Origin of the sequence: Nocardioides sp. zg-1228, assembly GCF_017086465.1 — a bacterium.
Lineage (GTDB): Bacteria > Actinomycetota > Actinomycetes > Propionibacteriales > Nocardioidaceae > Nocardioides.
The window spans coordinates 3,925,699-3,952,391 of record NZ_CP070961.1; the positions used below are offsets into that span (position 1 = coordinate 3,925,699).

General features: G+C 73.4%; 32 protein-coding genes and 1 pseudogene. 20 read left to right on the top strand and 13 right to left on the bottom strand.

The genetic code is table 11. The features are described 5' to 3' along the window. Positions 1-35: 35 nt before the first annotated feature. Together JX575_RS18880 and JX575_RS18885 are read left to right on the top strand one after the other, a co-directional pair. Entirely contained in the window at positions 36-686 is a 651-nt protein-coding gene (locus tag JX575_RS18880; RefSeq protein WP_186339574.1) for a response regulator transcription factor, read from the top strand. Positions 687-758: 72 nt separating this feature from the next. Continuing rightward, positions 759-2,255, top strand: coding sequence for an SDR family NAD(P)-dependent oxidoreductase (locus JX575_RS18885; protein WP_186339575.1), 1,497 nt, complete (start codon positions 759-761; stop codon positions 2,253-2,255). Positions 2,256-2,311: 56 nt separating this feature from the next. Here the strand turns inward: JX575_RS18885 and JX575_RS18890 are convergent, their stop codons facing one another. Beyond that, complete coding sequence (locus JX575_RS18890; protein WP_186339576.1) at positions 2,312-2,953, bottom strand: response regulator transcription factor; 642 nt, start codon at positions 2,951-2,953, stop codon at positions 2,312-2,314. Continuing rightward, entirely contained in the window at positions 2,905-4,053 is a 1,149-nt protein-coding gene (locus tag JX575_RS18895; RefSeq protein WP_186339577.1) for a sensor domain-containing protein, read from the bottom strand. The genes JX575_RS18890 and JX575_RS18895 overlap by 49 nt, the downstream gene beginning before the upstream one ends. Before the next feature lie 160 nt (positions 4,054-4,213). Here JX575_RS18895 and JX575_RS18900 point away from each other — a divergent pair, with 160 nt between their 5' ends. Both JX575_RS18900 and JX575_RS18905 read left to right on the top strand, forming a co-directional pair. Continuing rightward, complete coding sequence (locus JX575_RS18900; protein ID WP_186339578.1) at positions 4,214-6,361, top strand: MMPL family transporter; 2,148 nt, start codon at positions 4,214-4,216, stop codon at positions 6,359-6,361. A gap of 97 nt (positions 6,362-6,458) precedes the next feature. After that, on the top strand, positions 6,459-7,094 hold the full coding sequence (locus JX575_RS18905) for a hypothetical protein (RefSeq protein WP_186339579.1): 636 nt from the start codon (positions 6,459-6,461) through the stop codon (positions 7,092-7,094). A 7-nt stretch (positions 7,095-7,101) separates the two neighbouring features. On the opposite strand, the gene JX575_RS18910 is transcribed toward JX575_RS18905, so the two are convergent. Continuing rightward, entirely contained in the window at positions 7,102-7,707 is a 606-nt protein-coding gene (locus JX575_RS18910) for a hypothetical protein (protein ID WP_186339580.1), read from the bottom strand. Positions 7,708-7,841: 134 nt separating this feature from the next. On the opposite strand from JX575_RS18910, the gene JX575_RS18915 reads away from it, so the two are divergent. Continuing rightward, on the top strand, positions 7,842-8,762 hold the full coding sequence (locus JX575_RS18915; RefSeq protein WP_241005259.1) for a methylenetetrahydrofolate reductase: 921 nt from the start codon (positions 7,842-7,844) through the stop codon (positions 8,760-8,762). 35 nt (positions 8,763-8,797) lie between these two features. Here JX575_RS18915 and JX575_RS18920 read toward each other — a convergent pair whose 3' ends face one another. The 4 genes from JX575_RS18920 to JX575_RS18935 form a co-directional block, all read right to left on the bottom strand. Next, positions 8,798-9,166: a PRC-barrel domain-containing protein gene (locus tag JX575_RS18920; protein ID WP_186339581.1), complete on the bottom strand. Its 369-nt coding sequence runs from the start codon at positions 9,164-9,166 to the stop codon at positions 8,798-8,800. A 245-nt stretch (positions 9,167-9,411) separates the two neighbouring features. After that, a complete protein-coding gene (locus tag JX575_RS18925; RefSeq protein ID WP_186339582.1) occupies positions 9,412-10,074 on the bottom strand; it encodes an FMN reductase in 663 nt (220 codons plus the stop codon). Continuing rightward, positions 10,071-11,219, bottom strand: coding sequence for an LLM class flavin-dependent oxidoreductase (locus tag JX575_RS18930; RefSeq protein ID WP_186339583.1), 1,149 nt, complete (start codon positions 11,217-11,219; stop codon positions 10,071-10,073). The genes JX575_RS18925 and JX575_RS18930 overlap by 4 nt, the downstream gene beginning before the upstream one ends. An 84-nt stretch (positions 11,220-11,303) precedes the next feature. Further along, positions 11,304-11,846, bottom strand: a complete 543-nt coding sequence (locus tag JX575_RS18935; RefSeq protein ID WP_186339584.1) for a DinB family protein — start codon at positions 11,844-11,846, stop codon at positions 11,304-11,306. A gap of 191 nt (positions 11,847-12,037) precedes the next feature. Here JX575_RS18935 and JX575_RS18940 point away from each other — a divergent pair, with 191 nt between their 5' ends. Then, positions 12,038-12,424: a hypothetical protein gene (locus JX575_RS18940; RefSeq protein ID WP_206054454.1), complete on the top strand. Its 387-nt coding sequence runs from the start codon at positions 12,038-12,040 to the stop codon at positions 12,422-12,424. Here the strand turns inward: JX575_RS18940 and JX575_RS18945 are convergent. Then, positions 12,412-13,050, bottom strand: coding sequence for a response regulator transcription factor (locus JX575_RS18945; protein ID WP_186339585.1), 639 nt, complete (start codon positions 13,048-13,050; stop codon positions 12,412-12,414). The two genes, JX575_RS18940 and JX575_RS18945, sit on opposite strands and share 13 nt — an antisense overlap. 187 nt (positions 13,051-13,237) lie before the next feature. Between JX575_RS18945 and JX575_RS18950 the strand changes: the two genes are divergently transcribed. The 9 genes from JX575_RS18950 to JX575_RS18990 all read left to right on the top strand — a co-directional run bounded on the left by JX575_RS18950 (position 13,238) and on the right by JX575_RS18990 (position 20,222). Next, a complete protein-coding gene (locus JX575_RS18950; protein WP_186339586.1) occupies positions 13,238-13,540 on the top strand; it encodes a metal-sensitive transcriptional regulator in 303 nt (100 codons plus the stop codon). 46 nt (positions 13,541-13,586) lie between these two features. Further along, positions 13,587-13,790, top strand: a complete 204-nt coding sequence (locus JX575_RS18955; protein ID WP_186339587.1) for a heavy-metal-associated domain-containing protein — start codon at positions 13,587-13,589, stop codon at positions 13,788-13,790. 44 nt (positions 13,791-13,834) lie between these two features. Next, positions 13,835-14,806, top strand: coding sequence for a hypothetical protein (locus tag JX575_RS18960; RefSeq protein ID WP_186339588.1), 972 nt, complete (start codon positions 13,835-13,837; stop codon positions 14,804-14,806). Next, a complete protein-coding gene (locus tag JX575_RS18965) occupies positions 14,796-17,027 on the top strand; it encodes a heavy metal translocating P-type ATPase (protein ID WP_186339589.1) in 2,232 nt (743 codons plus the stop codon). The genes JX575_RS18960 and JX575_RS18965 overlap by 11 nt, the downstream gene beginning before the upstream one ends. A 46-nt stretch (positions 17,028-17,073) precedes the next feature. Beyond that, complete coding sequence (locus JX575_RS18970; protein WP_186339590.1) at positions 17,074-17,781, top strand: EcsC family protein; 708 nt, start codon at positions 17,074-17,076, stop codon at positions 17,779-17,781. A gap of 49 nt (positions 17,782-17,830) precedes the next feature. Beyond that, positions 17,831-18,190: a hypothetical protein gene (locus JX575_RS18975; RefSeq protein ID WP_186339591.1), complete on the top strand. Its 360-nt coding sequence runs from the start codon at positions 17,831-17,833 to the stop codon at positions 18,188-18,190. Beyond that, positions 18,187-18,588 (top strand): hypothetical protein, encoded by a 402-nt coding sequence (locus JX575_RS18980; protein ID WP_206054455.1) that lies wholly within the window; start codon positions 18,187-18,189, stop codon positions 18,586-18,588. The genes JX575_RS18975 and JX575_RS18980 overlap by 4 nt, the downstream gene beginning before the upstream one ends. A gap of 54 nt (positions 18,589-18,642) precedes the next feature. Further along, on the top strand, positions 18,643-19,665 hold the full coding sequence (locus tag JX575_RS18985) for a GNAT family N-acetyltransferase (protein ID WP_186339593.1): 1,023 nt from the start codon (positions 18,643-18,645) through the stop codon (positions 19,663-19,665). 155 nt (positions 19,666-19,820) lie between these two features. Beyond that, positions 19,821-20,222 carry a putative glycolipid-binding domain-containing protein gene (locus tag JX575_RS18990; protein ID WP_186339594.1) on the top strand — a complete coding sequence of 134 codons (402 nt, stop codon included), beginning with the start codon at positions 19,821-19,823 and terminating at the stop codon, positions 20,220-20,222. Here the strand turns inward: JX575_RS18990 and JX575_RS18995 are convergent. Next, a complete protein-coding gene (locus tag JX575_RS18995; RefSeq protein ID WP_186340439.1) occupies positions 20,201-20,440 on the bottom strand; it encodes a hypothetical protein in 240 nt (79 codons plus the stop codon). The two genes, JX575_RS18990 and JX575_RS18995, sit on opposite strands and share 22 nt — an antisense overlap. Here JX575_RS18995 and JX575_RS19000 point away from each other — a divergent pair. Beyond that, a complete protein-coding gene (locus tag JX575_RS19000) occupies positions 20,433-20,585 on the top strand; it encodes a hypothetical protein (protein WP_206054456.1) in 153 nt (50 codons plus the stop codon). The genes JX575_RS18995 and JX575_RS19000 overlap by 8 nt on opposite strands. Here JX575_RS19000 and JX575_RS19005 read toward each other — a convergent pair. The 3 genes and pseudogenes from JX575_RS19005 to JX575_RS19010 form a co-directional block, all read right to left on the bottom strand. Further along, entirely contained in the window at positions 20,582-21,310 is a 729-nt protein-coding gene (locus JX575_RS19005; protein WP_186339595.1) for a DinB family protein, read from the bottom strand. The genes JX575_RS19000 and JX575_RS19005 overlap by 4 nt on opposite strands. Before the next feature lie 82 nt (positions 21,311-21,392). Beyond that, positions 21,393-21,728: a TrkA C-terminal domain-containing protein gene (locus JX575_RS19905; RefSeq protein ID WP_346776148.1), complete on the bottom strand. Its 336-nt coding sequence runs from the start codon at positions 21,726-21,728 to the stop codon at positions 21,393-21,395. Beyond that, a pseudogene (locus JX575_RS19010) lies at positions 21,726-22,583 on the bottom strand (RimK family alpha-L-glutamate ligase); the annotation flags it as partial. The gene JX575_RS19905 and the pseudogene JX575_RS19010, both read right to left, overlap by 3 nt. Before the next feature lie 51 nt (positions 22,584-22,634). Between JX575_RS19010 and JX575_RS19015 the strand changes: the two are divergent. From JX575_RS19015 to JX575_RS19025, 3 genes are read left to right on the top strand one after another with little or no spacing between them, the layout of a single operon-like run. Beyond that, positions 22,635-23,123 carry a RimK/LysX family protein gene (locus tag JX575_RS19015; RefSeq protein WP_186339597.1) on the top strand — a complete coding sequence of 163 codons (489 nt, stop codon included), beginning with the start codon at positions 22,635-22,637 and terminating at the stop codon, positions 23,121-23,123. Then, entirely contained in the window at positions 23,124-24,071 is a 948-nt protein-coding gene (locus JX575_RS19020; protein WP_186339598.1) for a succinylglutamate desuccinylase/aspartoacylase family protein, read from the top strand. A 35-nt stretch (positions 24,072-24,106) separates the two neighbouring features. Next, entirely contained in the window at positions 24,107-25,318 is a 1,212-nt protein-coding gene (locus JX575_RS19025; protein ID WP_186339599.1) for a cysteine desulfurase-like protein, read from the top strand. Between the two features lie 8 nt (positions 25,319-25,326). Here JX575_RS19025 and JX575_RS19030 read toward each other — a convergent pair whose 3' ends face one another. Then, positions 25,327-25,572, bottom strand: coding sequence for a hypothetical protein (locus JX575_RS19030; RefSeq protein WP_186339600.1), 246 nt, complete (start codon positions 25,570-25,572; stop codon positions 25,327-25,329). Between the two features lie 67 nt (positions 25,573-25,639). Between JX575_RS19030 and JX575_RS19035 the strand changes: the two genes are divergently transcribed. Continuing rightward, a complete protein-coding gene (locus JX575_RS19035) occupies positions 25,640-26,683 on the top strand; it encodes a DNA polymerase IV (RefSeq protein ID WP_241005260.1) in 1,044 nt (347 codons plus the stop codon). The last annotated feature ends 10 nt before the right edge of the window (positions 26,684-26,693 follow it).

Below are 26,693 nucleotides of genomic sequence, written 5' to 3' on the forward strand. Positions count from 1 at the left end.
GGTTCAACATACATAAACCGCAGTACGTTGAATGCATGGTGATCCGAGTTGCGCTCGTCAACGACGACGAGGTGGTCGTCCGGGGCCTCGACGCGATGATGCGCAGCTACGGCCACCGCGTCGACGTGGTCGAGCTCGCGGCGGGCAAGCCCGTCGCCCAGCCCGTCGACGTCGCGCTCTACGACACGTTCGGGATGGGGCAGGGCAACGGCCCGGCCGTGCGCCAGCTCATCGAGAGCCCCCAGGTGCGCTCGGTCGCGGTCTACACCTGGAACTTCCAGCCGTGGCTGACCCGCGACACCCTCGGGCAGGGCGTGCGCGGCTACCTCTCCAAGAGCCTGCCGGCAGCGCGGCTGGTCGAGGCCCTGATCTCGATCGCCGGGGGCCAGCTCGTCGTCTCGCCGTCGCGGGGGCGCTCGCCGCTGGTCGGGGGCGACTGGCCCGGCCGCGAGGAGGGCCTGACCGCCCGCGAGGCCGAGGTGCTGTCGCTGATCACGATGGGCCTGAGCAACCAGGAGATCGCCGAGCGGACCCTGCTCTCCCTCAACTCGATCAAGTCCTACATCCGCTCGGCCTACCGCAAGATCGACGTCGACTCCCGCTCCCGAGCGGTGCTGTGGGGCGTCGAGCACGGCATGCGGGCCGACCGGGTGCGGATCAACGGCTCACCGGCGCGCGAGGTCTGACGAGTCACACCCGCCGCCCGGACGCCGCCCGCGCTTTGGGGCGACGGCGCCCGCCGCCCGTACCCTGCTCCGGTGAACGAGCAGCACGACGGCATCGACCCGGCCGACCTGGCGACGACCGTCCGCGTCCTCGAGCAGCTGCACCGAGTGCCGGGCGACCACCCCGACCACATCACCGTCAAGCGCGCGGCCTCGCACATGTACAAGGCGATCAAGGCCGAGCGCCGGATGGCCAAGCGCGCCGAGGAGCTGGCGCACGACCGTGCGGTCACCGAGCTCACCGCCACCGGCTCGCCCGAGCGCATCGACGACGAGACGTCCGGGATCCCGCTCGTCTCCTCCGCGCCCGGCGCGTTCGCCGGCGAGCTGATCAACCCGCGCGGCTGCTACATCTGCAAGCAGGACTTCACCCTCGTCGACGCGTTCTACCACTGGCTGTGCCCCACGTGCGCGGCGATGAGCCACGCCAAGCGCGACCAACGCACCGACCTCACCGGCCGGCGGGCGCTGCTGACCGGAGGGCGCGCCAAGATCGGGATGTACATCGCGCTGCGCCTGCTGCGCGACGGGGCCCACACCACGATCACCACCCGGTTCCCCAAGGACGCGGTGCGCCGGTTCGGCTCCCTGCCCGACAGCGACGAGTGGATCCACCGGCTCAAGGTCGTCGGCATCGACCTGCGCGACCCCACCCAGGTCATCTCCCTCGCCGACGACGTCGCCGCGGCCGGCCCGCTGGACATCCTCATCAACAACGCGTGCCAGACGGTGCGCCGCACGCCGGGCGCCTACGCGCCGCTCGTCGAGGCCGAGTCGCTGCCGCTGCCCGACGACTCCGTGCCCGAGCTGGTGACCTTCGACCGGATCTCCGAGGCCCACCCCGCCGCGATCGCGGGCGCGCTGCGCGGCACCGCCGTGGCCCACCACGAGGGCGAGTCGGCCGAGCACGCGATGGCCGTGCACAACGCCGCCACCCTGACCGCGCTGGCGCTCAAGGCGGGGCAGGCCTCCCTCGACGCGCACCTGGCGGGCACGGCGGTCGACGCCGGCGGGCTGCTGCCCGACGTGCAGGTCTCCAACTCGTGGACCCAGACCGTCGGCGAGGTCGACCCGCTCGAGCTGCTCGAGGTGCAGCTGTGCAACTCGATCGCGCCGTTCCTGCTGGTCTCGCGGCTGCGCCCGGCGATGGCGACCGCCGCGGCGGCCGCGACCTCCGGGCGGGCGTACGTCGTCAACGTCTCCGCCATGGAGGGGCAGTTCTCGCGGCGCTACAAGGGCGCGGGGCACCCCCACACCAACATGGCCAAGGCCGCGCTCAACATGCTGACCCGCACGTCGGCGGGCGAGATGTTCGAGACCGACCGGATCCTGATGACGGCCGTCGACACCGGGTGGATCACCGACGAGCGCCCGCACCACGAGAAGCTGCGGATCGCTGCCGAGGGCTGGCACGCCCCGCTCGACCTCGTCGACGGCGCCGCGCGGGTCTACGACCCGATCGTGCTCGGCGAGGCCGGCACCGACCTCTTCGGCTGCTTCGTCAAGGACTACCAGCCCTCCCCCTGGTGAGACTCCGGTGAGCCCCTGGTGGGCCGGGGCGGGCTCAGGGCCGGCTCGGGACAGGCTCAGGACTCGAGCCAGGCCAGCACCGCGAGCACCCGCCGGTTGTCGTCGGGGGCGACGGGCAGGTCGAGCTTGGTGAAGATGCTGTTGGCGTGCTTGTCGACGGCCTTGGGCGTGATGTGGAGCCGAGCCGCGATGGCGGCGTTGGAGCGCCCCTCGGCCATCAGCCCCAGCACCTCGCGCTCGCGCTCGGACAGCCGGTCGACCGCGCGCGCCCGCGGCCGCGCCATGATCGTGGAGACCACCTCCGCGTCGAGCACGGTGCCGCCGGCGGCCACCCGGCGCACGGCGTCGACGAACTCACCGATGTCGCCGACCCGGTCCTTGAGCAGGTAGCCGATGCCGCCCCCGCCACCGGCGAGCAGCTCGCGGGCGTAGAGGTGCTCCACCCACTGCGAGAGGACCACGACGGGGAAGCCCGGGCGGGCCGCGCGGCAGGCGATCGCGGCGCGCAGGCCCTCGTCGGTGAGCGTCGGCGGGAGGCGTACGTCGAGGATCCCCGCCTCGACGTCGGGGTCGGCGAGCGCCTCGGCGAGAGCGGGTGCGTTGTCGACCGAGTGGACGATCGTGAAGCCGTGCGCCGTGAGGATCCGGGTCAGCCCGTCGCGGAGGAGGGCGTTGTCCTCGGCGAGGACGACTCGCACGGCACCTCCAGCGTCACCAGGGTGGGACCACCCGCAGGGCTCGAGACTCTCACGCTGCCGTCGAGCGCCGCCAGCCGCCGCGCCACCCCCCGCAGCCCGGTGCCGCCCGACGGGTCGGCGCCGCCCCGCCCGTCGTCGCCCACCACCACGACCAGCAGGTCGCCGCGGCGCTCCAGCTCGACCCAGGCCTGCTGCGCCCCGGCGTGCTTGGCGACGTTGGCCAGGCACTCCAGCACCGCGAAGTAGGCCGCGGTCTCGACGGGGGCCGAGGGCCGGTCGGGCAGGTCGCCGGCCACCGCGACCGGGACGGTCAGGTCGAGAGCGAGCGCCTGCACCGCGCCGGCGAGGCCGCGGTCGGCGAGCACGGGCGGGTGGATGCCGCGTACGACGTCGCGGATGTCGCCGAGCGCCGCCCCCGTCGTGGTCGACGCCTCGGCGAGCAGGTGGCGGGCGGCGACGGGGTCGGTGTCGATCAGCTGGCGCGCCAGCCCGAGGCTCATCTGGAGGGCGACGAGGCGGGCCTGTGCCCCGTCGTGGAGGTCACGCTCGATGCGGCGCAGCTCCGCCGCCGAGTCCTCCACCGTCTCGGCACGGGTCTCGGTGAGCACCTGCACCCGCTCCGCGAGGAGCTCGTGGCTGCCCCGGCTCAGCAGGCGGGCGTCGAGGACCGAGCGCAGCCGCATCAGGTGCGGGGTCGCGAACCACCACAGCACCAGGGTGACCACGCCGAGCATCAGCACCACCACGGCCAGCGAGAGCGCGAGCCCGACGCTCGCCGACACCACGGCCCACACCAGCTCGCGCCAGGTCATCGGGTCGCGACCCCAGGTGGCGAGCCGGGCCGGCAGGGGCAGGTCGTCGTCCGGCAGGCGGTCGGCCGGTACGGGGTGGGCGAGGGTGGCGGCCGCCATCGCGCGGTGCCGGTCGGCGATCCAGCGCAGCAGGGGCAGGCCGACGAGCAGGACCGGGATCCCGACGACGACGACCGCGGTGCCGGCGCCGAGGGCGACGAGCGTGGCGGCGACCAGCGTCGGCACGGCCAGCGCCACCTGCGCGAGCGCGAAGCCGGTCAGCCGGAGGGGGCCGGGTCGGTGCGCCATGTCCCCATCCTCACCGATCGCGAGGCCCCGGTCGGTGGGGTTTTCCCCACCTCGCGCCGGGAGGTGCCACCCCTGCCGGACGCGGCGATCGCCGGGAGCGTGGGGATCGACCGATCCACGGGCACCACCCGCCCGGACGCACACGGAATGGAGCACGTCGATGGCAGCCGACCTGATCACCCGGATCCCCCAGCGCGCCGCGCGCTGGAGCGCCGAGCACCCGTGGCGCGCGATCCTCACCTGGCTGGCGCTGGTGGCGGCGGCGACCAGCCTCGCCGTCCTCGTACCGACGCACGAGGCGGAGCCGGCCGACTACCGCATGGGCGAGTCGGGTCGCGCGGACGCGATGGCCGAGCGGGCGGGACTGGCCGCACCCGAGTCCGAGGTCGTCCTCATCAGCGGCGATCCGGCCCGGGTGCCGGAGGGGGCTCGCGACCTCGCCCAGCAGATGGCCCGCGCCGAGGGGGTCAGCGACGTCGCTCCGCCGGTGTGGGACGACGACCGCTCCGCGATGCTGGTGTCGGCCTCGCTGGCCGAGGGCGTCGACGACGCCGGCCCGCTCCAGGAGGTGACGGACGCCGTCGCCGCCGCGCACCCCGACCTGACGCTGCGCCAGACCGGCGGACCGAGCCTCGACGAGGCGATCAACGACCAGGTCGCCGACGACCTCGCCTCGGCCGAGGGGATCAGCATCCCGGTGACGCTCGTGCTGATGCTGCTGGCCTTCGGAGCCCTGATCGCCGCCGGCATCCCGGTGCTGCTGGCCCTGGGCAGCGTGACGGCGACGATGGGCATCTCAGCGGCGGTGTCCCACCTCGTGCCGGCGGAGCCGACCGTCGGCTCGATGATCGTGCTGATCGGCATGGCCGTCGGCGTCGACTACTCGCTGTTCTACCTCAAGCGCGAGCGTGAGGAGCGGGCTCGCGGGCGCAGCACGCTCGACGCGGTCGAGATCGCGGCACAGACCTCCGGACACTCGATCCTCGTCTCCGGCTTCGCCGTGGCGGCGGCCATGTCGGGACTCTTCCTCGTCGGCTTCGTCACCTTCACCTCGCTCGCGCTCGGCGCGATCATCGTCGTCGTGGTCGCGGTCGTCGGCTCGATCACCGTGCTGCCCGCGCTGCTGGTCAAGCTCGGCCGGTGGGTCGACCGGCCCCGCGTGCCGCTGCTGTGGCGCCTCAACCGCCGCATCGGCGCCGGCGGGATCAGTCGCCGCATCCTGGCCCCGGTCGTACGCCGACCCGCGCTCGCGCTCGGCGGGTCGCTCGCGGTGTGCGCCGCCCTCGCCCTGCCGGCGCTCGGCATGACGATGCACGCCGCCACCCTGGAGACGCTGCCGGGCGAGATCGCGGCGGTGCAGACCATGCGCGACGTGGCAGCGGACTTCCCCGGCGAGGGCACCACCGTGACGGTGCTGGCCGATGGCCCGGGGTCGGCGACGGCCCTGGGCGAGCTGGCGTCCACCGCGACCGGAGCCGGCGCGTTCAGCGAGGTGCCCGGCGGGCTGGCCACCTCCGACGAGGGCGACACCTCGTCCCTCACCCTGGCGCTGCCGTGGCCCGACTCCGACGAGCGGACCACAGAGGCCATCACCGACCTGCGCGAGAAGATCGCACCCGCGGCGCTCGACGCCGACGGCCTGGAGTGGGCGGTGGGCGGGGACGCGGCGTCCAACCTCGACTTCGACGAGCACCTCACCACGTGGATGCCTGTGGTGATCGGGTTCGTCCTGCTGCTGACGCTGGTGATGATGGGGGTCGCCTTCCGCAGCGTGCCGCTGGCGCTGGTCTCGACCGCGCTCAACCTGGTCTCGGTCGGCGTGGCCTTCGGCGTGCTGACCCTGGTGTTCCAGCACGGCTGGCTGGAGGGGGCGCTCGGCTTCACCAGCCCGGGCTTCGTGATCGACTGGATCCCGCTGTTCGTGCTCGTCGTGCTGGTCGGGCTGTCGATGGACTACCACGTGTTCGTCACCGGGCGGATCCGCGAGCTGGTGGGGCGCGGGCTGCCGACCCGGCTGGCCGTCGAGCAGGGCATCCGCGACAGCGCGTCCGTCGTCACCAGCGCCGCAGCGGTGATGGTCTCGGTGTTCGCCATCTTCGCGACGCTGAGCATGCTCGAGATGAAGATGATGGGGGTCGCGCTGGCGGTGGCGATCCTGCTCGACGCGACCCTGATCCGGCTGGTGATGCTGCCCGCCGCCCTGGTGCTGCTCGGCGATCGCGTCTGGTGGCCGCGTCGCCCCGCCCGGCCGACCGGCGACCTCGTCGCGGGGCCCGAGTCCGAGCCCGAGCTCACCCCCGCTGCGTGACGGCGTCCCCCCGAGGTGCCGGGTCGGCGCCCACCCGCTGCCGACCCGGCGCGTCGCGGCCTCCCGTCCGGCCGGTCCGGCTGGTTGACTGCGCGGCATGAGCCTCGAGACCGCCGAGCAGTTCCACGCCCGCGTCGCCGCGGCCACCGACGCCGAGGGCAGGCTTCCGGTCGCCATCGAGGCGATGCCGGGGTGGGACGTCTTCCCGTTCGAGCTCGACGGGCTGCGGATCAAGCCGCTCGAGGCGCTGCAGGACGCCGAGCCGCCGCGGGACGGCGAGGACCCGGCCGACTGCTCCTGCCGTCAGCCGATGCCGCCCGAGCGCGCCGCGCTGGTGGCGTGGCGCAACGAGCGCTGGCTGCTCGTCACCCTCGACATGAGGCTGCCGGTCTCCTTCATCCTGCGCCCGGTCGAGCACCACGACGTCGCCGACCTGCCCGACGAGCTGGCCGCCGAGATGGGCGTGCTGATGGCCCGGATCACCGCCGCGGTCGAGGAGCTGCCGAGCGTGGGTCGCTGCCACATCGGTCGCTACGGCGACGGCGGCGCGCACGCCCACCCCTTCTTCTTCGGCCGCCCGGCCCGGATGGCGCAGCTGCGCGGGTCGTGCCTGCTCGACTGGGAGGAGAACCTCCCGGAGGTCCCCGAGGACGTACGCCTCGCCAACGCCGCTCACGTCGGGCGGCGGCTGGTCGAGCGCCTGGGCGGCGACGGGCCGGCGTGGGAGCGGTGAGGAGCGCTCAGCCCGAGCGCGCCCGGGCCGCGTCCCAGCGCCGCCGGCACTCGCGGACGTCCTCGCCGTAGACCGCGACCAGCCCGGGCGGCACGCCGCGGGGGTGGGCGGCCAGGAAGTCCTCCAACGCGGCGTAGGACTCGAGGAACGCCGCGGTGTCGGGGTCGGCGACGTCGGTCGCGGCCGCCGGGGCGAGCGACGCGAGCGGGTCGGTGAGCGCGCGGGTCCACTCCTCGCGGATCGCCTCGTGCCGCTCGCGCGAGACCGCGAGCAGCCCGGCCAGCGACCGGTCGCGGGTGACGCCGTCGCGCTCGCTGTCGGCGTACGACGACTCGAGCCGGCCGACGTCGCGGCGGGCCCGCTCGCGCAGCAGCCACAGCCCGCCGAAGCCCAGCGCGTCGAGCCCCAGCAGGGCCGGCACCGCGACCGCGGTCACGTCGAGCTGCCAGACGAGCGGGAGGAGGAACACCGCCTGCAGCACCAGCAGCACGAGGGCGACGCCGGTGACCGGGTAGTCCGCGCGGACCCGCAGCCGGTCGGCGCGCACGGTGCCGGCGTGGACGCGAGGCACCGCGGGCTCGGCGCGCCACGGGACGAGCTCGGTCTCGGGCACAGGGCTCCCTCGGTGGTGGGACGGCTCCGCACACCCTAGGAGCACGGTCGAGACGCGGCCGACCCGAGCGCGGGCCCGGCCGTCCGCAGCCCTCGCATTCGGAGGTGGGGCGCCGCCACCGCTACCGTGGCGGCGTGGAGATCACCACGCGCATCGGCGCCGGCCACGGTGACTTCATCCTCTTCGCGATCACCCCGCCGCGGCGGTCGACGCCCGCCGAGCGGCTCCCGGAGATCGCGCGCGCCACCATGGAGCGCCTCGACCACCTCGACCTCGACGGGCTGGTCCTCTACGACATCGACGACGAGCGGTCGCGCAACCCCGCGGAGCGCCCGTTCCCCTTCAGCCCGACCGTCGACCCGTCCGACTACCGCTCCGAGCACCTCGGGGGCTGGCGGACTCCGACGATCGTCTACCGCGCGGTCGGCAAGTACCAGCGCGACGAGCTGCAGACCTGGCTCAGCGCGCAGGATCCCCGCCGGACGTTGACCGTGCTGGTCGGTGCCGCCTCCAGCGGCCTGGCCGCGCCGGTGTCCCTCGCCGACGCCCAGGCGCTGCGGACCGAGCTCAACCCCGACCTGCTGTGCGGAGGGGTGGCGATCCCCGAGCGGCACAGCCGACGCCACAACGAGCACCTGCGCCTGATCGCCAAGCAGGAGGCCGGCTGCCGGTTCTTCGTGTCCCAGGTCGTCTACGACCTCAACGCCGCCAAGAACCTCGTCTCCGACTACCGCTACGAGTGCGCGGCCCGTGGCCTGGCTCCGGTCCCGATGGTGTTCACGTTCTCCGTGTGCGGCTCGATGAAGACCCTTGAGTTCCTCCGCTGGCTCGGCGTCGACGTCCCCCGGTGGATCGAGAACGACCTGCGGCACTCGACCGACCCGTTGGCCGCCTCGCTCGCCCAGGCGCAGGCGACGGCCGTCGAGCTCATCGACTTCTGCCGCCGCCTCGAGGTGCCCATCGGCGTCAACGTGGAGAGCGTCTCCATCCGACGTGACGAGATCGCGGCGTCGGTCGACCTCGCCGCCCGGCTGGCGGCCCACCTGCGGGCCTAGCGGTCCTCGCGGTGCACCGGGTGCTCGTGGTCGTCTCAGTGCTCGCGGTCGTCCCGGTGCTCGTGGCCGGCGTGCCGGCCGTAGTGCGCGGCGTGGCGGCCCCGGGCGTGCTCGTCCCAGGTGTCGTCGTCGTAGTCGGGCGCGGCCTTCACCTGCTCCTTGCCGACGTTGACGATGATCCGCCTGCCGTCGTGGTCGATGCCCACGACGGTGCCGGCCGGGATCAGCCGCTGCTTGCCGAAGATCCAGAAGCCCGTGTCGACCACGAGCCAGGAGCCGTCGGTCTCGGCGGTGGCCCGGTCGACCTTGCCGATCGGGCCGTCCTCGCCCTCGACGTCGTAGCCGACGAGGTCGCGGTCGTGCGCCCACTCGCTGTCGCGGTAGCTCCAGACGGTGTCGCTCATGTGTCCTCCCGAGGGGTCTGGTCGGTGGTGCCGGCTCGTCACACGCGTACGCCCCCGGGGAGCCGGATCCGGCGTCCCGGCGCGATCGTGGAAGATCCACGTCACCCAGTGGCTCGGATCCTCCCCGATCCCGTCGGAGTCCCCGCTCAGGCGGGGACTTCGACACGGGCGGTCCGCACCCACCGACACAACCACCGCCCGACGGCGGAGAGCACACCCGTGGGGCGGTGTCCCGGTCCGGGCCGTCAGTCGGTGCCGGTGTGGCCCCGCAGCAGGTCGCCGAACGGCGTCACGTCGGCCTCCACCTGCGTGCCGGACGTACGCCGCGGGCGGGCGGCGAGGTCGGGGGCGAACCCGCCGACGGCGTAGCCGCCCTGGCCCAGCACCAGCGCGGCCAGCTCGGCGGCCGCGCGGGTGATGCGGTCGGAGAGACCGTGGCTGCCGAAGTCCTCGGTGGCGGCGAAGACGCCGGTGGGGACGACCACCGCGCGGAGATAGGCGAAGAGCGGGCGCATCGCGTGGTCGAGCACCAGCGAGTGCCGCGAGCTGCCGGCGGCCGCGGCGATGAGCACCGGCGTGCCCACCAGCGCATCCTTGTCGAGGGCGTCGAAGAACATCTTGAACAGCCCGCTGTAGCTGCCGTTGAAGACCGGCGTCACCACGATGAGGCCGTCGGCGGACGCCACCAGCTCGCGCAGCTCGGTGAGCCGCGGGGTGGGGATGCCGCCGGTGACCATGAACGTCGCCAGCTCGCCCGCGACCTCGCGCACCTCGATGAACTCGGTCTCGGCGGCCTCGCCGCGCGCGGTGACCTGCGCGAGGGTCGCCTCGGCGAGCTGGTCGGCCAGCAGCCGGGTCGACGACGGCACCGTCACCCCGGCCGTGACGACGACGATGCGTCGGCTCATGCGTCGACCTGCGCGGCCTGCTGCGCCTCGATGCGGGCCCGGGCGGGCTCGACGAGGTGGTGGGGGGCCTCGGGACCGGCCGTCACGAGCGAGCTGTGGGTGGGCGGGTCGCTGGGCACGTGGGCGGGACGGCGCCGCTCGAACTCGGCGCGCAGCACCGGCACGACCTCGGTGCCGAGCATCTCGATCTGCTCGAGGACCAGCGAGGTGGGCAGACCGGCGTGGTCCATCAGGAAGAGCTGGCGCTGGTAGTCGCCGGCGTAGTCGGCGAAGCCGAGCGTGCGCTCGATGACCTGCTCGGGGGTGCCGACGGTCAGCGGGGTCATCTCGGAGAAGTCCTCCAGCGACGGGCCGTGGCCGTAGACCGGGGCGTTGTCGAAGTGGGGCCGGAACACCCGCTTGGCCTCGGCCTCGGTCGAGGCCATGAACGCCTGGCCGCCGAGCCCGACGTAGGCCTGGTCGGCGGAGCCGTGGCCGTAGTGCTCGAAGCGGCGGCGGTAGAGCCTCACCATCTGCTCGGTGTGCTCCTTGTTCCAGAAGATGTGGTTGTGGAAGAAGCCGTCACCGTAGTAGGCCGCCTGCTCGGCGATCTCGGTGCTCCGGATCGAGCCGTGCCAGACGAACGGCGGCGTGCCGTCGAGCGGAGCCGGCGTCGAGGTGTAGCCCTGCAACGGGGTGCGGAACTGGCCCTGCCAGTTGACGACGGGCTCGCGCCACAGCGTGCGGAGCAGGTGGTAGTTCTCGACCGCGAGCTTGATGCCGTCGCGGATGTCCTTGCCGAACCAGGGGTAGACCGGCCCGGTGTTGCCGCGGCCCATCATCAGGTCGACGCGACCGCCGGAGAGGTGCTGGAGGAACGCGTAGTCCTCGGCGATCTTCACCGGGTCGTTCGTGGTGATGAGCGTGGTGCTCGTCGAGAGCAGGAGCCGCTCGGTCTGCGCCGCGATGAAGCCGAGGTGCGTGGTCGGCGACGACACGACGAACGGCGGGTTGTGGTGCTCGCCAGTCGCGAAGACGTCGAGTCCGACCTCCTCGGCCTTGAGGGCGTACTGCGTCATCGCTGCGATGCGCTCGGCCTCGGACGGGGTGCGTCCGGTGGTCGGGTCCGTGGTGACGTCGCCGACGCTGAAGATGCCGAACTGCATGGTGTCCTCCGGACATGGGAACGGCTGGTTGAAGGTTGTATCACCTCCAACCGGGCTGCCGTCCCCAGTATTCCGAGGAACCGGTCAGGACGCGGCGGTGGGCGGGGTGTGGGCGTACAGGTCACGGAGCAGGGCGATCTCGGCTCCGTGGTGGATGACCTCGCGGTTGATGTGCAAGATCAGCGTCGCCATCGGTGCGGCCGCCCACGGCCCCTCGGCCGGCCCGACGGGCGTGTCGAGATCGGCGTCGGCCAGGCCGTGCACCCCGTCGCGCCAGAGCCGGTAGGCGTCGTCGAGCTGCCGCAGCGCGGTGTCGGCGTCGGCGGCGTAGTCCCACGACTCGTAGTCGGCCGGCGGACCGCCGAAGTGGGAGTGCGCCCGCGTCGCCAGGACGCCGACGATCACGTGGGCCATCCGCCAGGCGATCGTCGTCAGCGGCTCGGGCTGCGGGGGCGGATCGGCGAAGTCGGGGACCATGCGTGTGCCGTGCCTGCGGATCGTCCAGCAGCCGGGCACCGGCTCGAAGAAGTACTCGTCGTCGGTGAGCCCGTCGAACCGGGGACGCAGCTGGGCCGTCCAGTGCCAGTCGAGCTGCTCAGCCAGCTGGGTGATGCGGGAGTTCGTCATGGGCACCAGCCTCCCCGCACTTCAGGACAGGTGGTGTCCTGAAGCGCCCCTTTCGTGTCGCCCGCTGACGTCCGCGCCTCGACCTGCGGAATCGCCGGGCGGGATGGCGCGTTGCACCGGTCCCCGGGTGCACGCTCGGAGGACGGCACCCGGTGACGACACCCGGGTCGAGCGCCGCGAGAGGAGCGACGATGACCGACTTCACCCCGTTCGAGGACCTGCTCCGCGGGCACGCCGGCCTGCTCGAGGACAGCACCCACGACCGCTGGCTGCGTGCCCAGGCGCTCTTCGAGGAGCGCGCCTACCGCGAGACGGCGGTCCTGCTGACCGAGCTGCTCGACGACCCCGGCGAGGTGCGGCACGAGCTGACCGACGTACGCCTGCTGCTGGCGCGTGCGCTGTTCCACTCCGCGCAGCTCGAGGGCACGATCCGGGTCGCGACCGAGCTGCTCGAGCACGACCCCAACGAGCCCTACGCCCACCTGCTGCTCGGGCGGGCCCTGCAGCGCCAGGGACGGCGCCAGGAGGCCCAGCCGCACCTGCGCCTGGCCGAGCTGCTGGGCGGCTACCGGAGCTGACGGGCGTCGTCGACGCCGCCGAAGGCCTCCGCGGCCAGGCCGTGGGACACGGCCCACAGCACGGCCTGGCTCCGACTCTGCACACCGGTCTTGCGGTAGGCGCTGCGGATGTAGGACTTCACCGAGTTGAGCGAGATCTGCATCTGTCGCGCGATGTCGTCGTTGCTCTTGCCGGTGGCGATGTGCGACAGCGTCTCGCGCTCGCGGGCGGTCAGCAGGTCGGCCTGCGTGGTCGAGCGCAGGGCCTTGGTCGGCAGCACCGGCAGCAGCGGCGCGACCACCGTCTCGCCGAGGTGGATCGCGCGCAGCGCCCGCCCGAGCTGGGGGGCGTTGAGGCTCTTGGCGAGGTAGCCGGTGACGCCCTGGCCCAGCGGCTCGTGCGCCAGCCCCGGCTGGTGGTTCCACGTGTAGACCGCCACGCGGCGGATGTGCGGATCGGCGACCGCGCGCTGCAGGGACGTGTCGCCGCGAGGCGTCCCGAACGTCTCCACGAGCGCGATGTCGATGGGCTGGCGGGCGCGGTCCTTGATGGTGCCGAGCTCGAAGCCGCCGAGCGTCTTGAGCATGCTGTCGAGGCCTCGCTTGACGAGCTCGTCACTGCCGAGAAGTGCGACTCGGATGTCCATGGTGTTCCTGATGGTGTCGTCCGGAGGGGGATGGACGATCCACCCCCGACGACCCCCCGACCGTCACCGCGACAGTAGCCCGAGCCGGTACCCCGCACCGGTTCATGGTGGTGCCAGCACGAGCGTTTCCACCCCTACGGGCGAGCCTCGCGGAGCCGCGCATACCCCCAAGGGGTATGGTGGACGCATGAGCGAGCAGCACGGACACCTCGAGGGCAACGACGCGGCCGTCCAGGCCCACCTCAAGCGCCTGCGCCGGATCGAGGGGCAGGTCCGCGGGATCCAGCGGATGGTCGAGGAGGAGAAGTACTGCATCGACATCCTCACCCAGGTCTCCGCGGCCACCAAGGCGCTCCAGTCGCTCGCCCTCTCGCTCCTCGACGACCACATGGCGCACTGCCTCGTCGAAGCGGCGCGCCAGGGCGGCCCCGAGCAGGAGCAGAAGCTCCAGGAGGCGTCCGAGGCCATCGCGCGCCTCGTGCGTTCCTGAGCCACCAGCCACCACCAGTCCGGATCCCCACCACCGAGGAGCACCCATGAGCACCCAGACCTTCACCGTCACCGGCATGACCTGCGGCCACTGCGCCGCGTCGGTCACCGAGGAGATCTCCGAGATCGCGGGCGTCGAGGACGTCGACGTCGTCGTCGAGACCGGAGCCGTCACCGTCACCAGCACCGCCCCCCTCGACGAGTCGGCCGTCCGGGCCGCCGTCGAGGAGGCCGGCTACGCGCTCGCCTGAGCGCGCCTGCACCCTCCACCCCTCACCTCCCGGAGGACCCGAGCATGAGCACCCCCCTGCGCGTCGTCGCGTTCGTCGCCTCCCTCGCCACCGCCTTCGCGCTGGCCTGGGTCGGCGGCCGGTTCGTCGGCCCGCTCGACACCGAGCCGGCCGCCGGCGCCCACACGGACGACGCGGGTCACGGTGCCGGGGACGACGCGGACCACCCTGCCGAGGACGGAGCCGGGGAGGCCGACGGGCACGCGGAGCACGCGTCGGGGGTCGCCGACGTCGCCGGGCTCACCTCCCGAGCCGACGGCTTCTCGCTGGCCATCGCCGATCGCACGCTGCCCGCCGGGCGCACCCGTCTCGACTTCCAGGTGCTGACCTCCAGCGGGCGGCCCCTCCTCGACTACACCCGTGAGCACGAGAAGGACCTGCACCTCATCGTCGTACGCCGCGACCTGACCGGCTTCCAGCACGTGCACCCGCGCCTCGACCGCGCGAGCGGCACCTGGTCGGTGGACGTGGACCTGACCCCCGGGGTGTGGCGGGTGGTCGCCGACCTGGTGCCCGAGGACTGGGACGGCATCACGCTGGCCGACGACGTGGCGGTGGCCGGCGACTTCTCCCCGCGCCCGCTGCCCGCCGACGACCGCACCGACCGGATCCGCACGGACGAGGGCACGTACGCCGTCACGCTCCAGGGCGACACGGCCCCGGGAGCGTCGACGGTGCTGACCACACGCATCGAGCTCGACGGCGAGCCCGTCACGGACCTCGAGCCCTACCTCGGCGCCCACGGCCACCTCGTCGCGATGCGCGCCGGCGACCTGGGCTACCTCCACGTGCACCCCGAGGACGGCGCCGCCGCGGGCCCGGGCATCGACTTCGCGACCGCGTTCCCCGAGCCGGGGACCTACCGGCTCTTCCTGGACTTCAAGCACCGCGGCACCGTGCACACCGCCGCGTTCACCGTCGAGTCGGGCGGGGCACCGTCCGGCGACCACGCCGAGGGCGGCGACCATGAGCACTGAGACCACCACGAGCCCCCGGGCCGACGTCGAGCTGGCCATCACCGGCATGACCTGCGCGTCGTGCGCCCACCGCATCGAGCGCAAGCTCAACAAGCTCGACGGCGTGACGGCCACGGTCAACTACGCGACCGAGAAGGCCAAGGTCACCTTCCCCGACACCGTGAGCACCGACGACCTGCTGCGCACCGTGGAGGCCGCCGGCTACTCCGCCGCGCTGCCGACGCCCCCCGGTGCGCCCACACCCGACGACGTCCCCGAGCGCGACCCGCTCCTGCAGCGGCTGCTGGTCAGCACCGTGCTCACCGTCCCGGTGATCGCGATGGCGATGGTGCCGGCATGGCAGTTCACCTACTGGCAGTGGGCCTCCCTCGCCCTCGCCGCTCCCGTCGTGGTCTGGGGCGCGCTGCCCTTCCACCGCGCCGCCTGGACCAACCTGCGCCACGGCGCGACGACGATGGACACCCTCGTCTCGGTGGGGGTGCTGGCCGCGTTCGCCTGGTCGCTGTGGGCGCTGTTCCTCGGCACGGCCGGCGAGCCGGGCATGACCCACCCGTTCCGCATCTCGATCGACCGCACCGACGGCGCGGGCAACATCTACCTCGAGGCCGCCGCCGGCGTGACGACGTTCCTGCTCGCCGGGCGGTGGCTGGAGCACCGGTCGAAGCGGCGCGCGGGCGCGGCGCTGCGGGCGCTGCTCGAGCTCGGTGTGCGAGACGTGGCCGTCCTGCGCGACGGCGCCGAGGTCCGGATCCCGGTCGAGCAGCTCGCGGTCGGCGACCTGTTCGTGGTCCGCCCCGGCGAGAAGGTCGCGACCGACGGCGAGGTCGTCGAGGGCACGTCGGCGGTCGACGCGTCCATGCTCACCGGCGAGTCCGTGCCGGTGGAGGTCGGCCCCGGTGACGCCGTCGTCGGGGCCACCGTCAACGCGGGCGGGCGGCTCGTCGTGCGCGCCACCCGCGTGGGCGCCGACACCCAGCTCGCGCAGATGGCGCGGCTGGTGGAGGACGCCCAGAACGGCAAGGCCGAGGTGCAGCGCCTCGCCGACCGCGTGTCCGGCGTCTTCGTGCCGGTCGTCATCGCGCTGTCCGTGGCCACGCTCGGCTTCTGGCTCGGCGCCGGGGGCGGCGCCACCGCGGCGTTCACCGCCGCCGTCTCGGTGCTGATCATCGCCTGCCCGTGCGCCCTCGGCCTGGCGACGCCGACCGCCCTCATGGTCGGCACCGGCCGCGGCGCGCAGCTCGGCATCCTGATCAAGGGCCCCGAGGTGCTGGAGTCCACCCGCCGCGTCGACACGATCGTGCTCGACAAGACCGGCACCGTGACGACCGGGGAGATGACCGTCCACGAGGTGGTGGCCGCAGAAGGCGAGTCGCCCGACCACGTACGCCGCCTCGCCGCGGCCCTCGAGTCGGCGTCCGAGCACCCGATCGCCCGGGCCATCGCCGCCGTGGAGGGTCCGCTGCCCCCCGTGGCGGAGTTCGCCAACCGGGAGGGCCTGGGCGTGCAGGGCGTCGTCGAGGGACACGCCGTCGTGGTCGGCCGACCGAGCCTGCTGGCCGACGGGGCACAGCACCTGCCGCCGTCGCTGGAGGCTGCCGTGGAGCGGGCGCAGGCCGAGGGCCGCACCGCGGTGGCGGTCGGCTGGGACGGCGGCGCCCGGGGCGTCGTCGTCGTCGGCGACACCGTCAGGCCGACGTCCGCACGAGCCGTCGCCGCGCTGCGCGAGCTGGGCCTGACGCCGGTCCTGCTCACCGGCGACAACGAGGCCGCCGCCCGCCACGTCGCCGCTCAGGTCGGCATCGACACCGTCGTGGCCGACGTGCTGCCCGCCGACAAGGTCGCCGAGGTGCAGCGGCTCCAGGCGGCCGGCAAGGTCGTGGCGATGGTCGGCGACGGCGTCAACGACGCCGCCGCGCTCGCCCAGGCCGACCTCGGCCTGGCGATGGGCACCGGCACCGACGTGGCCATCGAGGCCGGCGACCTGACCCTCGTGCGCGGCGACCTGCTGGTCGCCGTCGACGCGATCCGGCTCGCGCGCCGCACGCTCGCCACGATCAAGGGCAACCTGTTCTGGGCCTTCGCCTACAACGTCGCCGCCCTGCCGCTGGCCGCCGCCGGCCTCCTCAACCCGATGCTCGCCGGTGCCGCGATGGCGTTCTCGAGCGTCTTCGTGGTGACCAACAGCCTGCGCCTGCGCGGCTTCCGCTCCGCGACCTCCTGAGCGGGACCAGGGGTCGGGTGCCCGACCGCTTCGTAGGGTGGCCAGCATGGGACTCAAGGACCTGGTGCGCCGTGGCGGCTCCGAGACGTCGAGGACGTCGGCGCTGGACGCGGCCGGTGACCCGCGACCCGACCCGGGGGCGGTCGACCGGATGGTCGCGCTGCTCCTCGACGTCGGCCTCGACGGCCGGGGGCCGCTCAGCCCGGTCCGCGCGGTCGCGGGCGAGGCGCTCCGCAAGGCCGGCGGCGACCGGGAGAAGGCGATCGCCGCGCTGGCTCGGCGGAGCACCGTCACCGGCGGCGTCGGCGGCTTCGTCACCGGGATCGGCGGCTTCGTCACGATGCCGGTGTCGCTGCCGGTCAACGTCGCGGAGTTCTACCTCCAGGCCGTGCGGATGGTCGGCGGCATCGCGGTGCTGCGCGGCCACGACATCGACGACCCGCAGGTGCGTACGGCGATCCTGCTCACGCTGGTCGGCTCCGACGCCGACGAGGTGCTCCGCAGGACCGGCATGTCGACCGCCGGCAGCCGGGTGACGACCTACGCCCTCAAGGGCCTGCCGCCCGCGGCGCTGATGATGGTCAACAAGGCGGTCGGCTTCCGCCTGGTGCGCGGGGTGAGCGAGAAGGCGCTGGCCCGCCTCGGCCGGGGCGTCCCGGTCGCCGGCGGACTGGTCGGCGGCGGCATCGACGGGTGGATGATGAAGAAGATCGCCGACCACGCCATGCGCGAGCTCCCCCCGGTCGAGGGCTGACTCGGTCCTCCGGCGGGACGTGCGGGCCACTCTGGGACAATCGACCCTCGTGGACGGACCCCTGCCCCTCGTGCTGCTCGCCGCCTCGCTGCTCCTCGCGCTGGTGGTGCTGGTCTACGTCGCGCTCGACCGCACGCCCGACTGGGGCCTGCTCGGCTTCGCCGCCGTCATCGAGGCCGCGACGCTGGTGCTGATCGTGGTCGCCGCGTTCCAGGTCGGCGGCGCCGACCTCAGCGGCCCCTCGGCGATCACGGTGTTCGGCTACCTCGTCGCCGGGCTCGTGCTGCTGCCGATCGGGTTCGCCTGGTCGCTCGCCGAGCGCAGTCGCGGCGCCACGGCCGTGCTGATGATCGCCGCGCTGGCGCAGGCGTTCATCGTCGTCCGCGCGGTGGCGGTGTGGACCGCGTGAGCCGCGCCGCCTCGACGTCGTCGGGCCTGGGCCGCACGCTCGTCGCCGTCTACGGCGTCTTCGCGCTCGCCGCGACCGCCCGCTCGCTCGTCCAGCTGGCCACCAAGGCCGACGAGGCGCCCCTCGCGTACGCCCTCTCGGCCATGGCCGCGCTCGTCTACGTCGCCGCCACCCTCGGCCTCGCCGAGGTCGGCCCCAGCCCCCGCCGGCTGGCCTGGGCGGCGGTCGGGTTCGAGCTGGTCGGCGTGCTCACGGTCGGCACCCTGACCGTGCTCGACCCCGAGCTGTTCCCCGACGCGACCGTGTGGTCGGACTACGGCGCGGGCTACGGGTGGCTCCCGCTCGTGCTGCCGTTCGTGGGCATCGCCTGGCTCTGGCACACGCGGGCGCGGGACTGACGACGGGTGCAAACCCCGTTGCCCGGTCGCGGTGGCGGGCGGGAGCCTGTACGGGTGATCCCGTCGCCCTACCCGATGCGCACCGAGCGGCTGACGCTGCGCTTGCCCCGCGCCGAGGACGTGCCGGCGCTGACGGCCTACCGCAACGACCCCGAGGTGGCCGCGCTGCAGGTCTGGGAGCTGCCGTGGAGCGAGGAGCGGGCGCTCGAGCTCGTCGCCCGGCACGCCGGCCTCACCGACCTCGCCGACGGCGGCCGCCACCAGGTCCTGATCGAGCAGGACGGCCGGGTCGTCGGCGACCTCTTCGTCGGCCTGCACGAGCACGGCGGGGTGGCCCACCTCGGGTTCACCCTGGCGCGGGCGGCCCAGGGGCAGGGGATCGCCACCGAGGCGGCGAGCGCCGTCGTCGCCGACCTCGTCGAACGCCTCGGCGTGCACCGGGTCGTCGCCGAGCTGTCGCCGCGCAATCTCGCGTCGGCGCGGCTGCTCGAGCGGCTGGGGATGACGTTCGAGGTGGAGACCCACCGCTCGTTCTGGTGGCGCGGCGGGTGGGACGACAACCTCGTCTACGCGATGAGCGCGGCGCAGTGGCGCGCCTGGCGGGACCGGCCGCGTACGCCGCCGACCGACGTGCGGCTCGTGGAGATCACCGACGACACGTTCCGGAGGTGGACGCGGGTCGGTGTCCACCACACGCAGCAGCGCTTCGTCGCGACGGTGCAGCAGTCGTTCGTCGACGCGCTCTTCCCCGGCACCCGCGACGGCGTGCCGCTCGTCGCGGACTGTCGCGGCATCGAGGCCGACGGCGATCCCGCCGGCTTCCTCATGTGGTCCGAGTCGCCGCCACGGCCCTACCTCTGGCGCTTCCTCGTCGACCGGCGCCACCAGGGCCGCGGCATCGGCCGCCGCGCGCTCGACCTGTGGGTGCGGGCGATGCGGGAGCGGGGGCACGCCGAGGCGGAGACGAGCTGGGTGCAGGCGCCGGGCGGACCGGAGGCGTTCTACCTCGCGTCGGGGTTCGTGCCCACCGGCGAGCACGACGACGGCGAGGCGCTCGCGCGGCTGCGCCTCGGGTGAGCGTCGCGGCGGCTCGGGCGAGGGACGCGAGCCACCCCCGCGCAGCCACTGACGATCCCGCTCGCAGAGCGGGCTCGACTGGTGACACCCGCGCCTGCGGCGTGTCAGTCTCGACTCTCCGGCCCTTCGCGATCTCGCACGGAACGACTGGACGTATGCCGCAGCTACCCAGATTCGCCGCCTGGCGGTTCGCCGACGCCGTCGCCGGGTTCGAGGTCGTCTACGCCAGTGACGGCGAGCTTCGTGGTCACACCAGCGCCGTAGAGGGTGGCATGCCCTATGCCGTGGACTACCGCATCGCGTTCTCTCGCGGGTGGCGCACCACGTCGGCCGTCGTCAGCAGTGACACCCTCGACGGCCGACGTACCGTCATCCTGTCTGTGAACGGCGACGGTCGTTGGACGGTCGACGACGTGCCTCGACCGGACCTCGACGGGCTCGTGGACGTGGACCTCGAGGCGTCTGCCTGCACCAACACCTTCCCCGTGCACCGCCTGGACCTGCCTGTCGGCGAGACCGTGACGGCCTCGGCGGTCTACGTCCAGCGCTCGACCTGAAGGTCAGGCGGCTCGACCAGACCTACCGGCGCATCGACGCCAAGCGGTTTCACTACACGTCCGAGGGCGGCTTCGAGGCCGAGCTGCACGTCGACGACCACCTGCTCGTGCTCGACTATCCCGGCATCGCCGTGCGCTTCTCCTGAGCGACTCCGCGCCGCGACCGCCCGCCGGCTGGCCTGGGCCGCGGTCGGGTTCGAGCTGGTCGGCGTGCTCACCGTCGGCACGCTCACCGTGCTCGACCCCGAGCTGTTCCCCGACGCGACCGTGTGGTCGGACTACGGCGCGGGGTATGGCTGGTTGCCGCTGGTGCTGCCGTTCGTGGGGATCGCGTGGCTCTGGCACACGCGGGCGCGGGACTAGGACGACAGGCGCCGGTCCGGCCCCGCGAGGAGGTCGAGGTCGCGCACGCAGAACCGACGATGCTCGAACTCCTCGCGGAGCACCGTGCCCAGACACTGCCGCAGCGACCGTCCGCGGGCATAGGTCGGCCACCTGTCGTCGGCGGGGACCGGTGCCGGCTCCTGGAGCTCTCGGGACGTGACCGCGTCGAGCCAACGCTCGAGCTCGGCGGCCTGTGCTGCACGGACAGCCAGCACCTCGTCGAGCGTCGGGTCCGCCGACGGGTCGAGCCCCTGCTCCTCGCGGTGGAGCACGGACTCGATGCCGAGGCCCATCGGGGTGAACAGGTCGGTCGACCCGAGGCAGCAGCGCCGGAACCACGAGTCGTGGACGAAGACCAGGTGACGCAGCGTCTGCACGGCCGACCACTCGTCGTCGACGCTCTCGTGCTCGATGCCGGGCGACTCGCGCATGCGTGCCACGGTCGCCGCCCAGTCGGTGCGCAGCTCGCGGCTGGCCCGGCGGAGGTCGGCCACGTCGTCGGAGCGGATGAGCCGTCGGACCGGATGACGACGGTCGAGCTCGGCCTCGACGTAGGCCATGACCTCGACGCCGTTGACGACGAGGTCGGTCACCAGCCCGTCGATCACGGCGCCCTGCATGACCACGCCGACCAGGCGCGCCCCGCTCAGGTCGCACTCGCGGAGCTCCGCGCCCGTCAGGTCCTCGTCCACGAACCGCTTCATGCCCGGCACGCTAGGCCCGGCCACCGACACCGCACCAGGGCACCGTGCAGCGCGGATGCCCGGCCAGGGACGCGGGTGGAGGTCAGAGGCTCTCCGGCGGCAGGTGCTTCTTCATCAGCCGCCGCACGCGCTTCTGCTTGCGGTCGGGGATCATCGAGCGCATCTCCTCGAGCTTGCCGAAGCACAGCAGCCGGTCCTCGCCCTCCAGCACCGTCTTGTTGCGCGGGTTGGGGATGACGTGGGGGCCGCGGTGCAGGGTCAGGACCGTGATGTCGCGGTCGTCGAGGCCGGAGTCGCCGAGCTTCTTGCCGACCATGTCGGAGCCGTGGTGGACGACGATCTCGGCGACCCCGTAGCCGGTCGAGACGGTCAGCCGCTGGCGCACGTCGATGTCGGGGAAGGCGACCTGGTTGGCCATGTAGTCGACGATCGCGCCCGCCACGTCGAGCTTGGTCGCGGACTCGATGCCCTCGAGGCCGGGTGAGGAGTTGACCTCCATCACCTGCGGTCCCTTGCGTCCCTCGAGCATGTCGACGCCCGCCACCCGCAGGCCCATGATCTGCGCGGACCGCACCGCCACGCGCTCGAACTCCTCGTCGAGGTCGACCGCCTCCACGGTGCCACCACGGTGGACGTTGGAGCGGAACTCGTCGCCCTGCGCGACCCGGCGCATCGCCGCGACCACCCGGTCGCCGACGACGAGGGCGCGGATGTCACGGCCCTTGCTCTCCTTGACGAAGCGCTGGATGAGGACGTTCTGCCGGGTGCTCTGCAGGGTCTCGATGATCGCCTCGGCCACCTTGATGGTCGGGGCCAGGATCACGCCGATGCCCTGGGTGCCCTCGAGCAGCTTGATCACGACCGGCGCGCCGCCGACCCGCTCGATCGCCGGAATCACGTCGGCGCGGTCGCGCACGAAGGTCGTCGCCGGCATCGGGATCTTGTGGCGCGAGAGGATCTGCGTCGCGCGCAGCTTGTCGCGGCTGTTGGCGATGCCGTAGCTCGTGTTGGGGGTGTAGACGTCCATCTGCTCGAACTGGCGCACGACGGCGGTGCCGAAGTAGGTGATCGAGTTGCCGATGCGCGGCAGCACGGCGTCGTACGTCGAGAGCTGCTTGCCGCGGAACAGCAGGTCGGGCTCCTCGCCGGAGAGGTCGATGCCGAAGCGCAGGGTGTTGAGCACCTTCACGTCGTGACCGCGGTCCACGGCGGCCGTGCGCAGCCGCTGCGTGCTGTAGGACCGCGGGGCCCGGGAGAGGATGGCGAGCTTCATGGGCAGCATCCAACCACCCCCTCCGCGGCGCCCACCTGCCAAGATGGCCCGGTGTCCACAGCCCCCCAGCCACCCGCGCTCGACAAGGTCGTGCTGGGCTGGCGCGAGTGGGTGGCGCTGCCCCAGGCCGGGGTGCCGTGGGTCAAGGCCAAGATCGACACGGGCGCCCGATCGTCGTCGATGCACGCCTTCGACCTCGAGGCCCACGAGCGTGACGGGCAGCAGCGGGTGCGCTTCTCGATCCACCCCTGGCAGCGCTCCGACGACGACCTCGTCGAGCTCGACCTGCCCGTCCTCGACCGCCGTGAGGTGCGCTCCAGCAACGGTCAGGCCGAGCAGCGCTACGCGGTCGCGCTCGACGTCACGCTCGCCGGACGCACCATCACGACCGAGATGACGCTCAGCAACCGCGACGAGATGGGCTTCCGGATGCTGATCGGCCGCGAGGCGCTGGCGCGCGGCTTCCTCGTCGACGCGTCGGTGTCGTACGCCGGTGGGCGGCCGCGCCGCTCCGTGCGCCGCAAGAACTGGGGCAGGTAGGTGGCGCGCGAGTCCTTCGCCATCGGCGGGGTCCGGATCCGCGCCGGGTCGGCGCGTGCTCTCGAGCTGCCGATCACCCGGCTCGTCACCGGCGCCGAGGTCACGCTGCCGGTGCGCGTGGTGCACGGGCGCGAGGACGGTCCGCGGATCTGGATCGACGCCGCCATCCACGGCGACGAGGTGGCCGGCGTGGAGGTGGTGCGCCAGGTGATGGCCGGACTCGACCCCAAGACGTTCCGCGGCACGCTCGTCGCGGTGCCGATCGTCAACGTGCTCGGCTTCATGACGGGCGACCGCTACCTGCCCGACCGCCGCGACCTCAACCGGTCGTTCCCCGGCTCGCCCCGCGGCTCGCTGGCCAGCCGCATCGCCCACCTGTTCATGCGCGAGATCGTCGCCGGCTGCGAGGTCGGCATCGACCTGCACACCGGCTCCGACCAGCGCAGCAACCTGCCCCAGGTGCGGGCCGACCTCGACGACCCCCGCACCCGCGAGCTGGCGGCCGCCTTCGGTGCGCCGGTCATGCTCCACGCCCGGATCCGTGACGGCTCGCTGCGCCACGCGGCGGGCGAGCACGGCGCGCGGGTGCTGCTCTACGAGGCCGGGGAGAACCTCCGCTTCGACGACTACGCCGTCGAGGCCGGCGTGGTCGGCGTACGCCGGGTGCTCGCCGCGCTGGGGATGACCGAGCCGGTGGAGGAGCCGCCGGTCGAGCCGAGCCTGGAGTGCCGCTCCAGCGGCTGGGTGCGTGCGCGGCGCTCGGGCATCCTGCACCTCGACGCCCACCTCGGCCAGAAGGTGAGCGACGGCGAGCGGCTCGGCACCCTCTTCGACTCCTTCGGCAAGACGCTCCGCGCGGTCTACGCCAACCGTGACGGCGTCGTGATCGGCCGCACCGAGGCCCCCCTGGTCAACTCCGGGGACGCGGTGGTGCACATCGCCGGGTGAGCGCCCGGTCGGGGGCGTCTGGTTGAGTGCGCAGCATGCCTGCCGACCTGCCCGTCCTCGACGTCGCCGCCTTCCGTGCCGAGTTCCCCTCGCTCGAGTCGGGCATCGCCCACTTCGACAACCCGGGCGGCACGCAGACGCCCCGCGTCGTCGGCGACGCCATCGCGCGCACCCTCACCGGCCCGCTGTCGCAGCGCGGCTCCGCGCTGGTCAGCCAGCGCAACGCCGAGGACGCCGTGGTCGGCTTCCGCGCCGCCGTCGCCGACCTCGTCGCGGGCCGACCGGGTGGCGTGGTCCACGGGCGCAGCGCCACCGCGCTGACCTACGACGTCTCGCGCACCCTGTCTCGCACCTGGTCGCCCGGCGACGACATCGTGGTCAGCGAGCTCGACCACGACTCCAACGTGCGCCCGTGGCTCCAGGCCGCCGAGCGGGCCGGCGTCACCGTGCGCTGGCTGCGCCTCGATCCCGCGACCGGCGAGCTCGACCTCGCCTCGCTCGAGGAGATCACCGAGCGGACCCGCCTCGTCGCGCTGACCGCGGCCTCCAACCTGCTCGGCACCCGGCCGCCGGTCGCCACCGTCGCCGCCCGCGCCCACGAGGTCGGGGCGCTCGTCCACGTCGACGCGGTGCACCACACGGCCCACGCCGCCCCCGACATCACCGCGATGGGCGCTGACCTCCTGGTGTGCTCGCCCTACAAGTTCTTCGGTCCCCACTGCGGCGCCCTGGTCGCCGACCCGGCGCTGCTGGAGACGCTGCGGCCGGACAAGCTGCTCCCCTCCACCGACGTGGTCCCCGAGCGCTTCGAGCTCGGCACGCTGCCCTACGAGCTGCTCGCCGGCGTCACCGCCGCCGTCGACCTGATCGCCTCGCTGGGCTCGGGCGACACGCGTCGCGAGCGGCTGGTCGACGCGGCCGGCCGCATCGCCGCCCACGAGCTGCGCCTGCGCGAGCGGATCGAGGACGGGCTCGTCGGCCTCGGCGACCGGCTCACCCTGCACTCGCGGGCGGCCTCGCGCACCTCGACGCTGTTCCTCACCCTGCGCGACCACGCGCCCGGGGAGGTCTTCGAGCGGCTCGCCCGCCGCGACGTGCTCGTGCCGGCCGGGACGTTCTACGCCCACGAGACCTTCCGGGCCCTCGGGCTCCCGGTCGACTCGGGCCTGCGGATCGGTCTCGCCGCCTACAACGACGACTCCGACGTCGACCGGCTCCTCGACGGGCTGGCCGACGCCCTCGGCTGAGGGCCGACTCAGTCGCTGATGTGGCCGCCGTCGGCCTGGTCGGCGACGTCCGCGGCGCCGGGACCGTGCTCATGGGCCTCGGAGTCGACGTCGTCGGTGTCGACCGTGTCGCCGACGGTCGCGTTGCCGCGCGGCTGGGCGTCGAGCGCGCGCTGGCGGTCGGCGTCGCTGACCCGCTCGCCCGCTCCGGGGAAGACCGACTCCTCCGGGTGCTCGGCGTAGGGATCGCGCCCGGTCTGCTCGTCGCTCGTCATGTCTCCACCGTACGCCGACGGGTGGTCACAGACGCGCGGACGAAGGGCTTGCGGCCACAATGGCGAGGTGCCACAGCACTGGGTCCTCCACGTCGACATGGACCAGTTCCTCGTCGCCGTCGAGCTGCTCAGGCGCCCCGAGCTGGTCGGGCTGCCCGTGGTGGTCGGCGGACGGGGCGACCCGACCGAGCGGGCCGTCGTCTCCACCGCGTCCTACGAGGCCCGCGCCCACGGCGTGCGCAGCGGGCTGGCGCTCAAGCTGGCCAAGCGGCGCTCGCCAGACGCGGTCTTCCTGCCGGTCGACTTCCCCGTCTACGAGGAGGCGTCGGCGCGGGTGATGGAGACGCTGCGCGCGACGCCCGGCGCGGTCGTGGAGGTGCTCGGCTGGGACGAGGCGTTCGTCGGGGTCGAGACCGACGACCCGGTCGCGACGGCGCGAACCGTGCAGGCCGCGGTGCTCGCAGCGACCGGGCTGCACTGCTCGGTCGGCATCGGCGACACGCTGGTCCGGGCCAAGATCGCGACCGACTTCGGCAAGCCGCAGGGCACGTTCGTGCTGACCCGCGACAACTGGATGGAGGTCATGGGCGACCGCCCGACCACCGCGCTGTGGGGCGTCGGGAACAGGATCGGCGCGCGGCTCGAGGCGATCGGGATCCGCACCGTCGCCGACCTCGCCGGTGCCGACGACGAGGCCCTGGTCGCGGCGTTCGGCCCGACCAACGGCCCCCACCTCGGCCGGCTCGGGCGCGGCGGCGGCCGCTCGCGACCCGACGACACCCCGTGGGTGGCCCGCGCCCACGGCCGCGAGACGACGTTCCAGTCCGACCTCGCGACGCCCGAGGAGGTGCGCACCGCCCTCCGCGAGCTCGCCGGGCGGGTCGTGGAGGACGTCCGCAAGGAGGGCCGGGCGGTCATGCGGGTGCACCTGAAGGTGCGCTTCGCCCCGTTCTTCACCGTCACCCGGATCCGCAAGCTCGCCGAGCCGACGTACGACGTCGAGGTGGTCGCCCGGACGGCCCACGAGCTCTACCTCGCCCTGGACGACGCGCGCCCGGTGCGGCTGCTGGGGGTGCGCGGGGAGATGGTGGCGCCGGAGGGCGGCTACTGACCGCTCGGTG

What these genes read in the sequence shown, in the direction of transcription:
- JX575_RS18880 (WP_186339574.1), top strand. Translation starts at nt 36, where the DNA reads ATGGTGATCCGAGTTGCGCTCGTCAACGACGACGAGGTGGTCGTCCGG.
- JX575_RS18895 (WP_186339577.1), bottom strand. Translation starts at nt 4,053, where the DNA reads ATGGCGCACCGACCCGGCCCCCTCCGGCTGACCGGCTTCGCGCTCGCG.
- JX575_RS18900 (WP_186339578.1), top strand. Translation starts at nt 4,214, where the DNA reads ATGGCAGCCGACCTGATCACCCGGATCCCCCAGCGCGCCGCGCGCTGG.
- JX575_RS18905 (WP_186339579.1), top strand. Translation starts at nt 6,459, where the DNA reads ATGAGCCTCGAGACCGCCGAGCAGTTCCACGCCCGCGTCGCCGCGGCC.
- JX575_RS18920 (WP_186339581.1), bottom strand. Translation starts at nt 9,166, where the DNA reads ATGAGCGACACCGTCTGGAGCTACCGCGACAGCGAGTGGGCGCACGAC.
- JX575_RS18925 (WP_186339582.1), bottom strand. Translation starts at nt 10,074, where the DNA reads ATGAGCCGACGCATCGTCGTCGTCACGGCCGGGGTGACGGTGCCGTCG.
- JX575_RS18930 (WP_186339583.1), bottom strand. Translation starts at nt 11,219, where the DNA reads ATGCAGTTCGGCATCTTCAGCGTCGGCGACGTCACCACGGACCCGACC.
- JX575_RS18935 (WP_186339584.1), bottom strand. Translation starts at nt 11,846, where the DNA reads ATGACGAACTCCCGCATCACCCAGCTGGCTGAGCAGCTCGACTGGCAC.
- JX575_RS18940 (WP_206054454.1), top strand. Translation starts at nt 12,038, where the DNA reads ATGACCGACTTCACCCCGTTCGAGGACCTGCTCCGCGGGCACGCCGGC.
- JX575_RS18945 (WP_186339585.1), bottom strand. Translation starts at nt 13,050, where the DNA reads ATGGACATCCGAGTCGCACTTCTCGGCAGTGACGAGCTCGTCAAGCGA.
- JX575_RS18950 (WP_186339586.1), top strand. Translation starts at nt 13,238, where the DNA reads ATGAGCGAGCAGCACGGACACCTCGAGGGCAACGACGCGGCCGTCCAG.
- JX575_RS18955 (WP_186339587.1), top strand. Translation starts at nt 13,587, where the DNA reads ATGAGCACCCAGACCTTCACCGTCACCGGCATGACCTGCGGCCACTGC.
- JX575_RS18960 (WP_186339588.1), top strand. Translation starts at nt 13,835, where the DNA reads ATGAGCACCCCCCTGCGCGTCGTCGCGTTCGTCGCCTCCCTCGCCACC.
- JX575_RS18965 (WP_186339589.1), top strand. Translation starts at nt 14,796, where the DNA reads ATGAGCACTGAGACCACCACGAGCCCCCGGGCCGACGTCGAGCTGGCC.
- JX575_RS18970 (WP_186339590.1), top strand. Translation starts at nt 17,074, where the DNA reads ATGGGACTCAAGGACCTGGTGCGCCGTGGCGGCTCCGAGACGTCGAGG.
- JX575_RS18990 (WP_186339594.1), top strand. Translation starts at nt 19,821, where the DNA reads ATGCCGCAGCTACCCAGATTCGCCGCCTGGCGGTTCGCCGACGCCGTC.
- JX575_RS19005 (WP_186339595.1), bottom strand. Translation starts at nt 21,310, where the DNA reads ATGAAGCGGTTCGTGGACGAGGACCTGACGGGCGCGGAGCTCCGCGAG.
- JX575_RS19905 (WP_346776148.1), bottom strand. Translation starts at nt 21,728, where the DNA reads ATGGCCAACCAGGTCGCCTTCCCCGACATCGACGTGCGCCAGCGGCTG.
- JX575_RS19025 (WP_186339599.1), top strand. Translation starts at nt 24,107, where the DNA reads ATGCCTGCCGACCTGCCCGTCCTCGACGTCGCCGCCTTCCGTGCCGAG.
- JX575_RS19030 (WP_186339600.1), bottom strand. Translation starts at nt 25,572, where the DNA reads ATGACGAGCGACGAGCAGACCGGGCGCGATCCCTACGCCGAGCACCCG.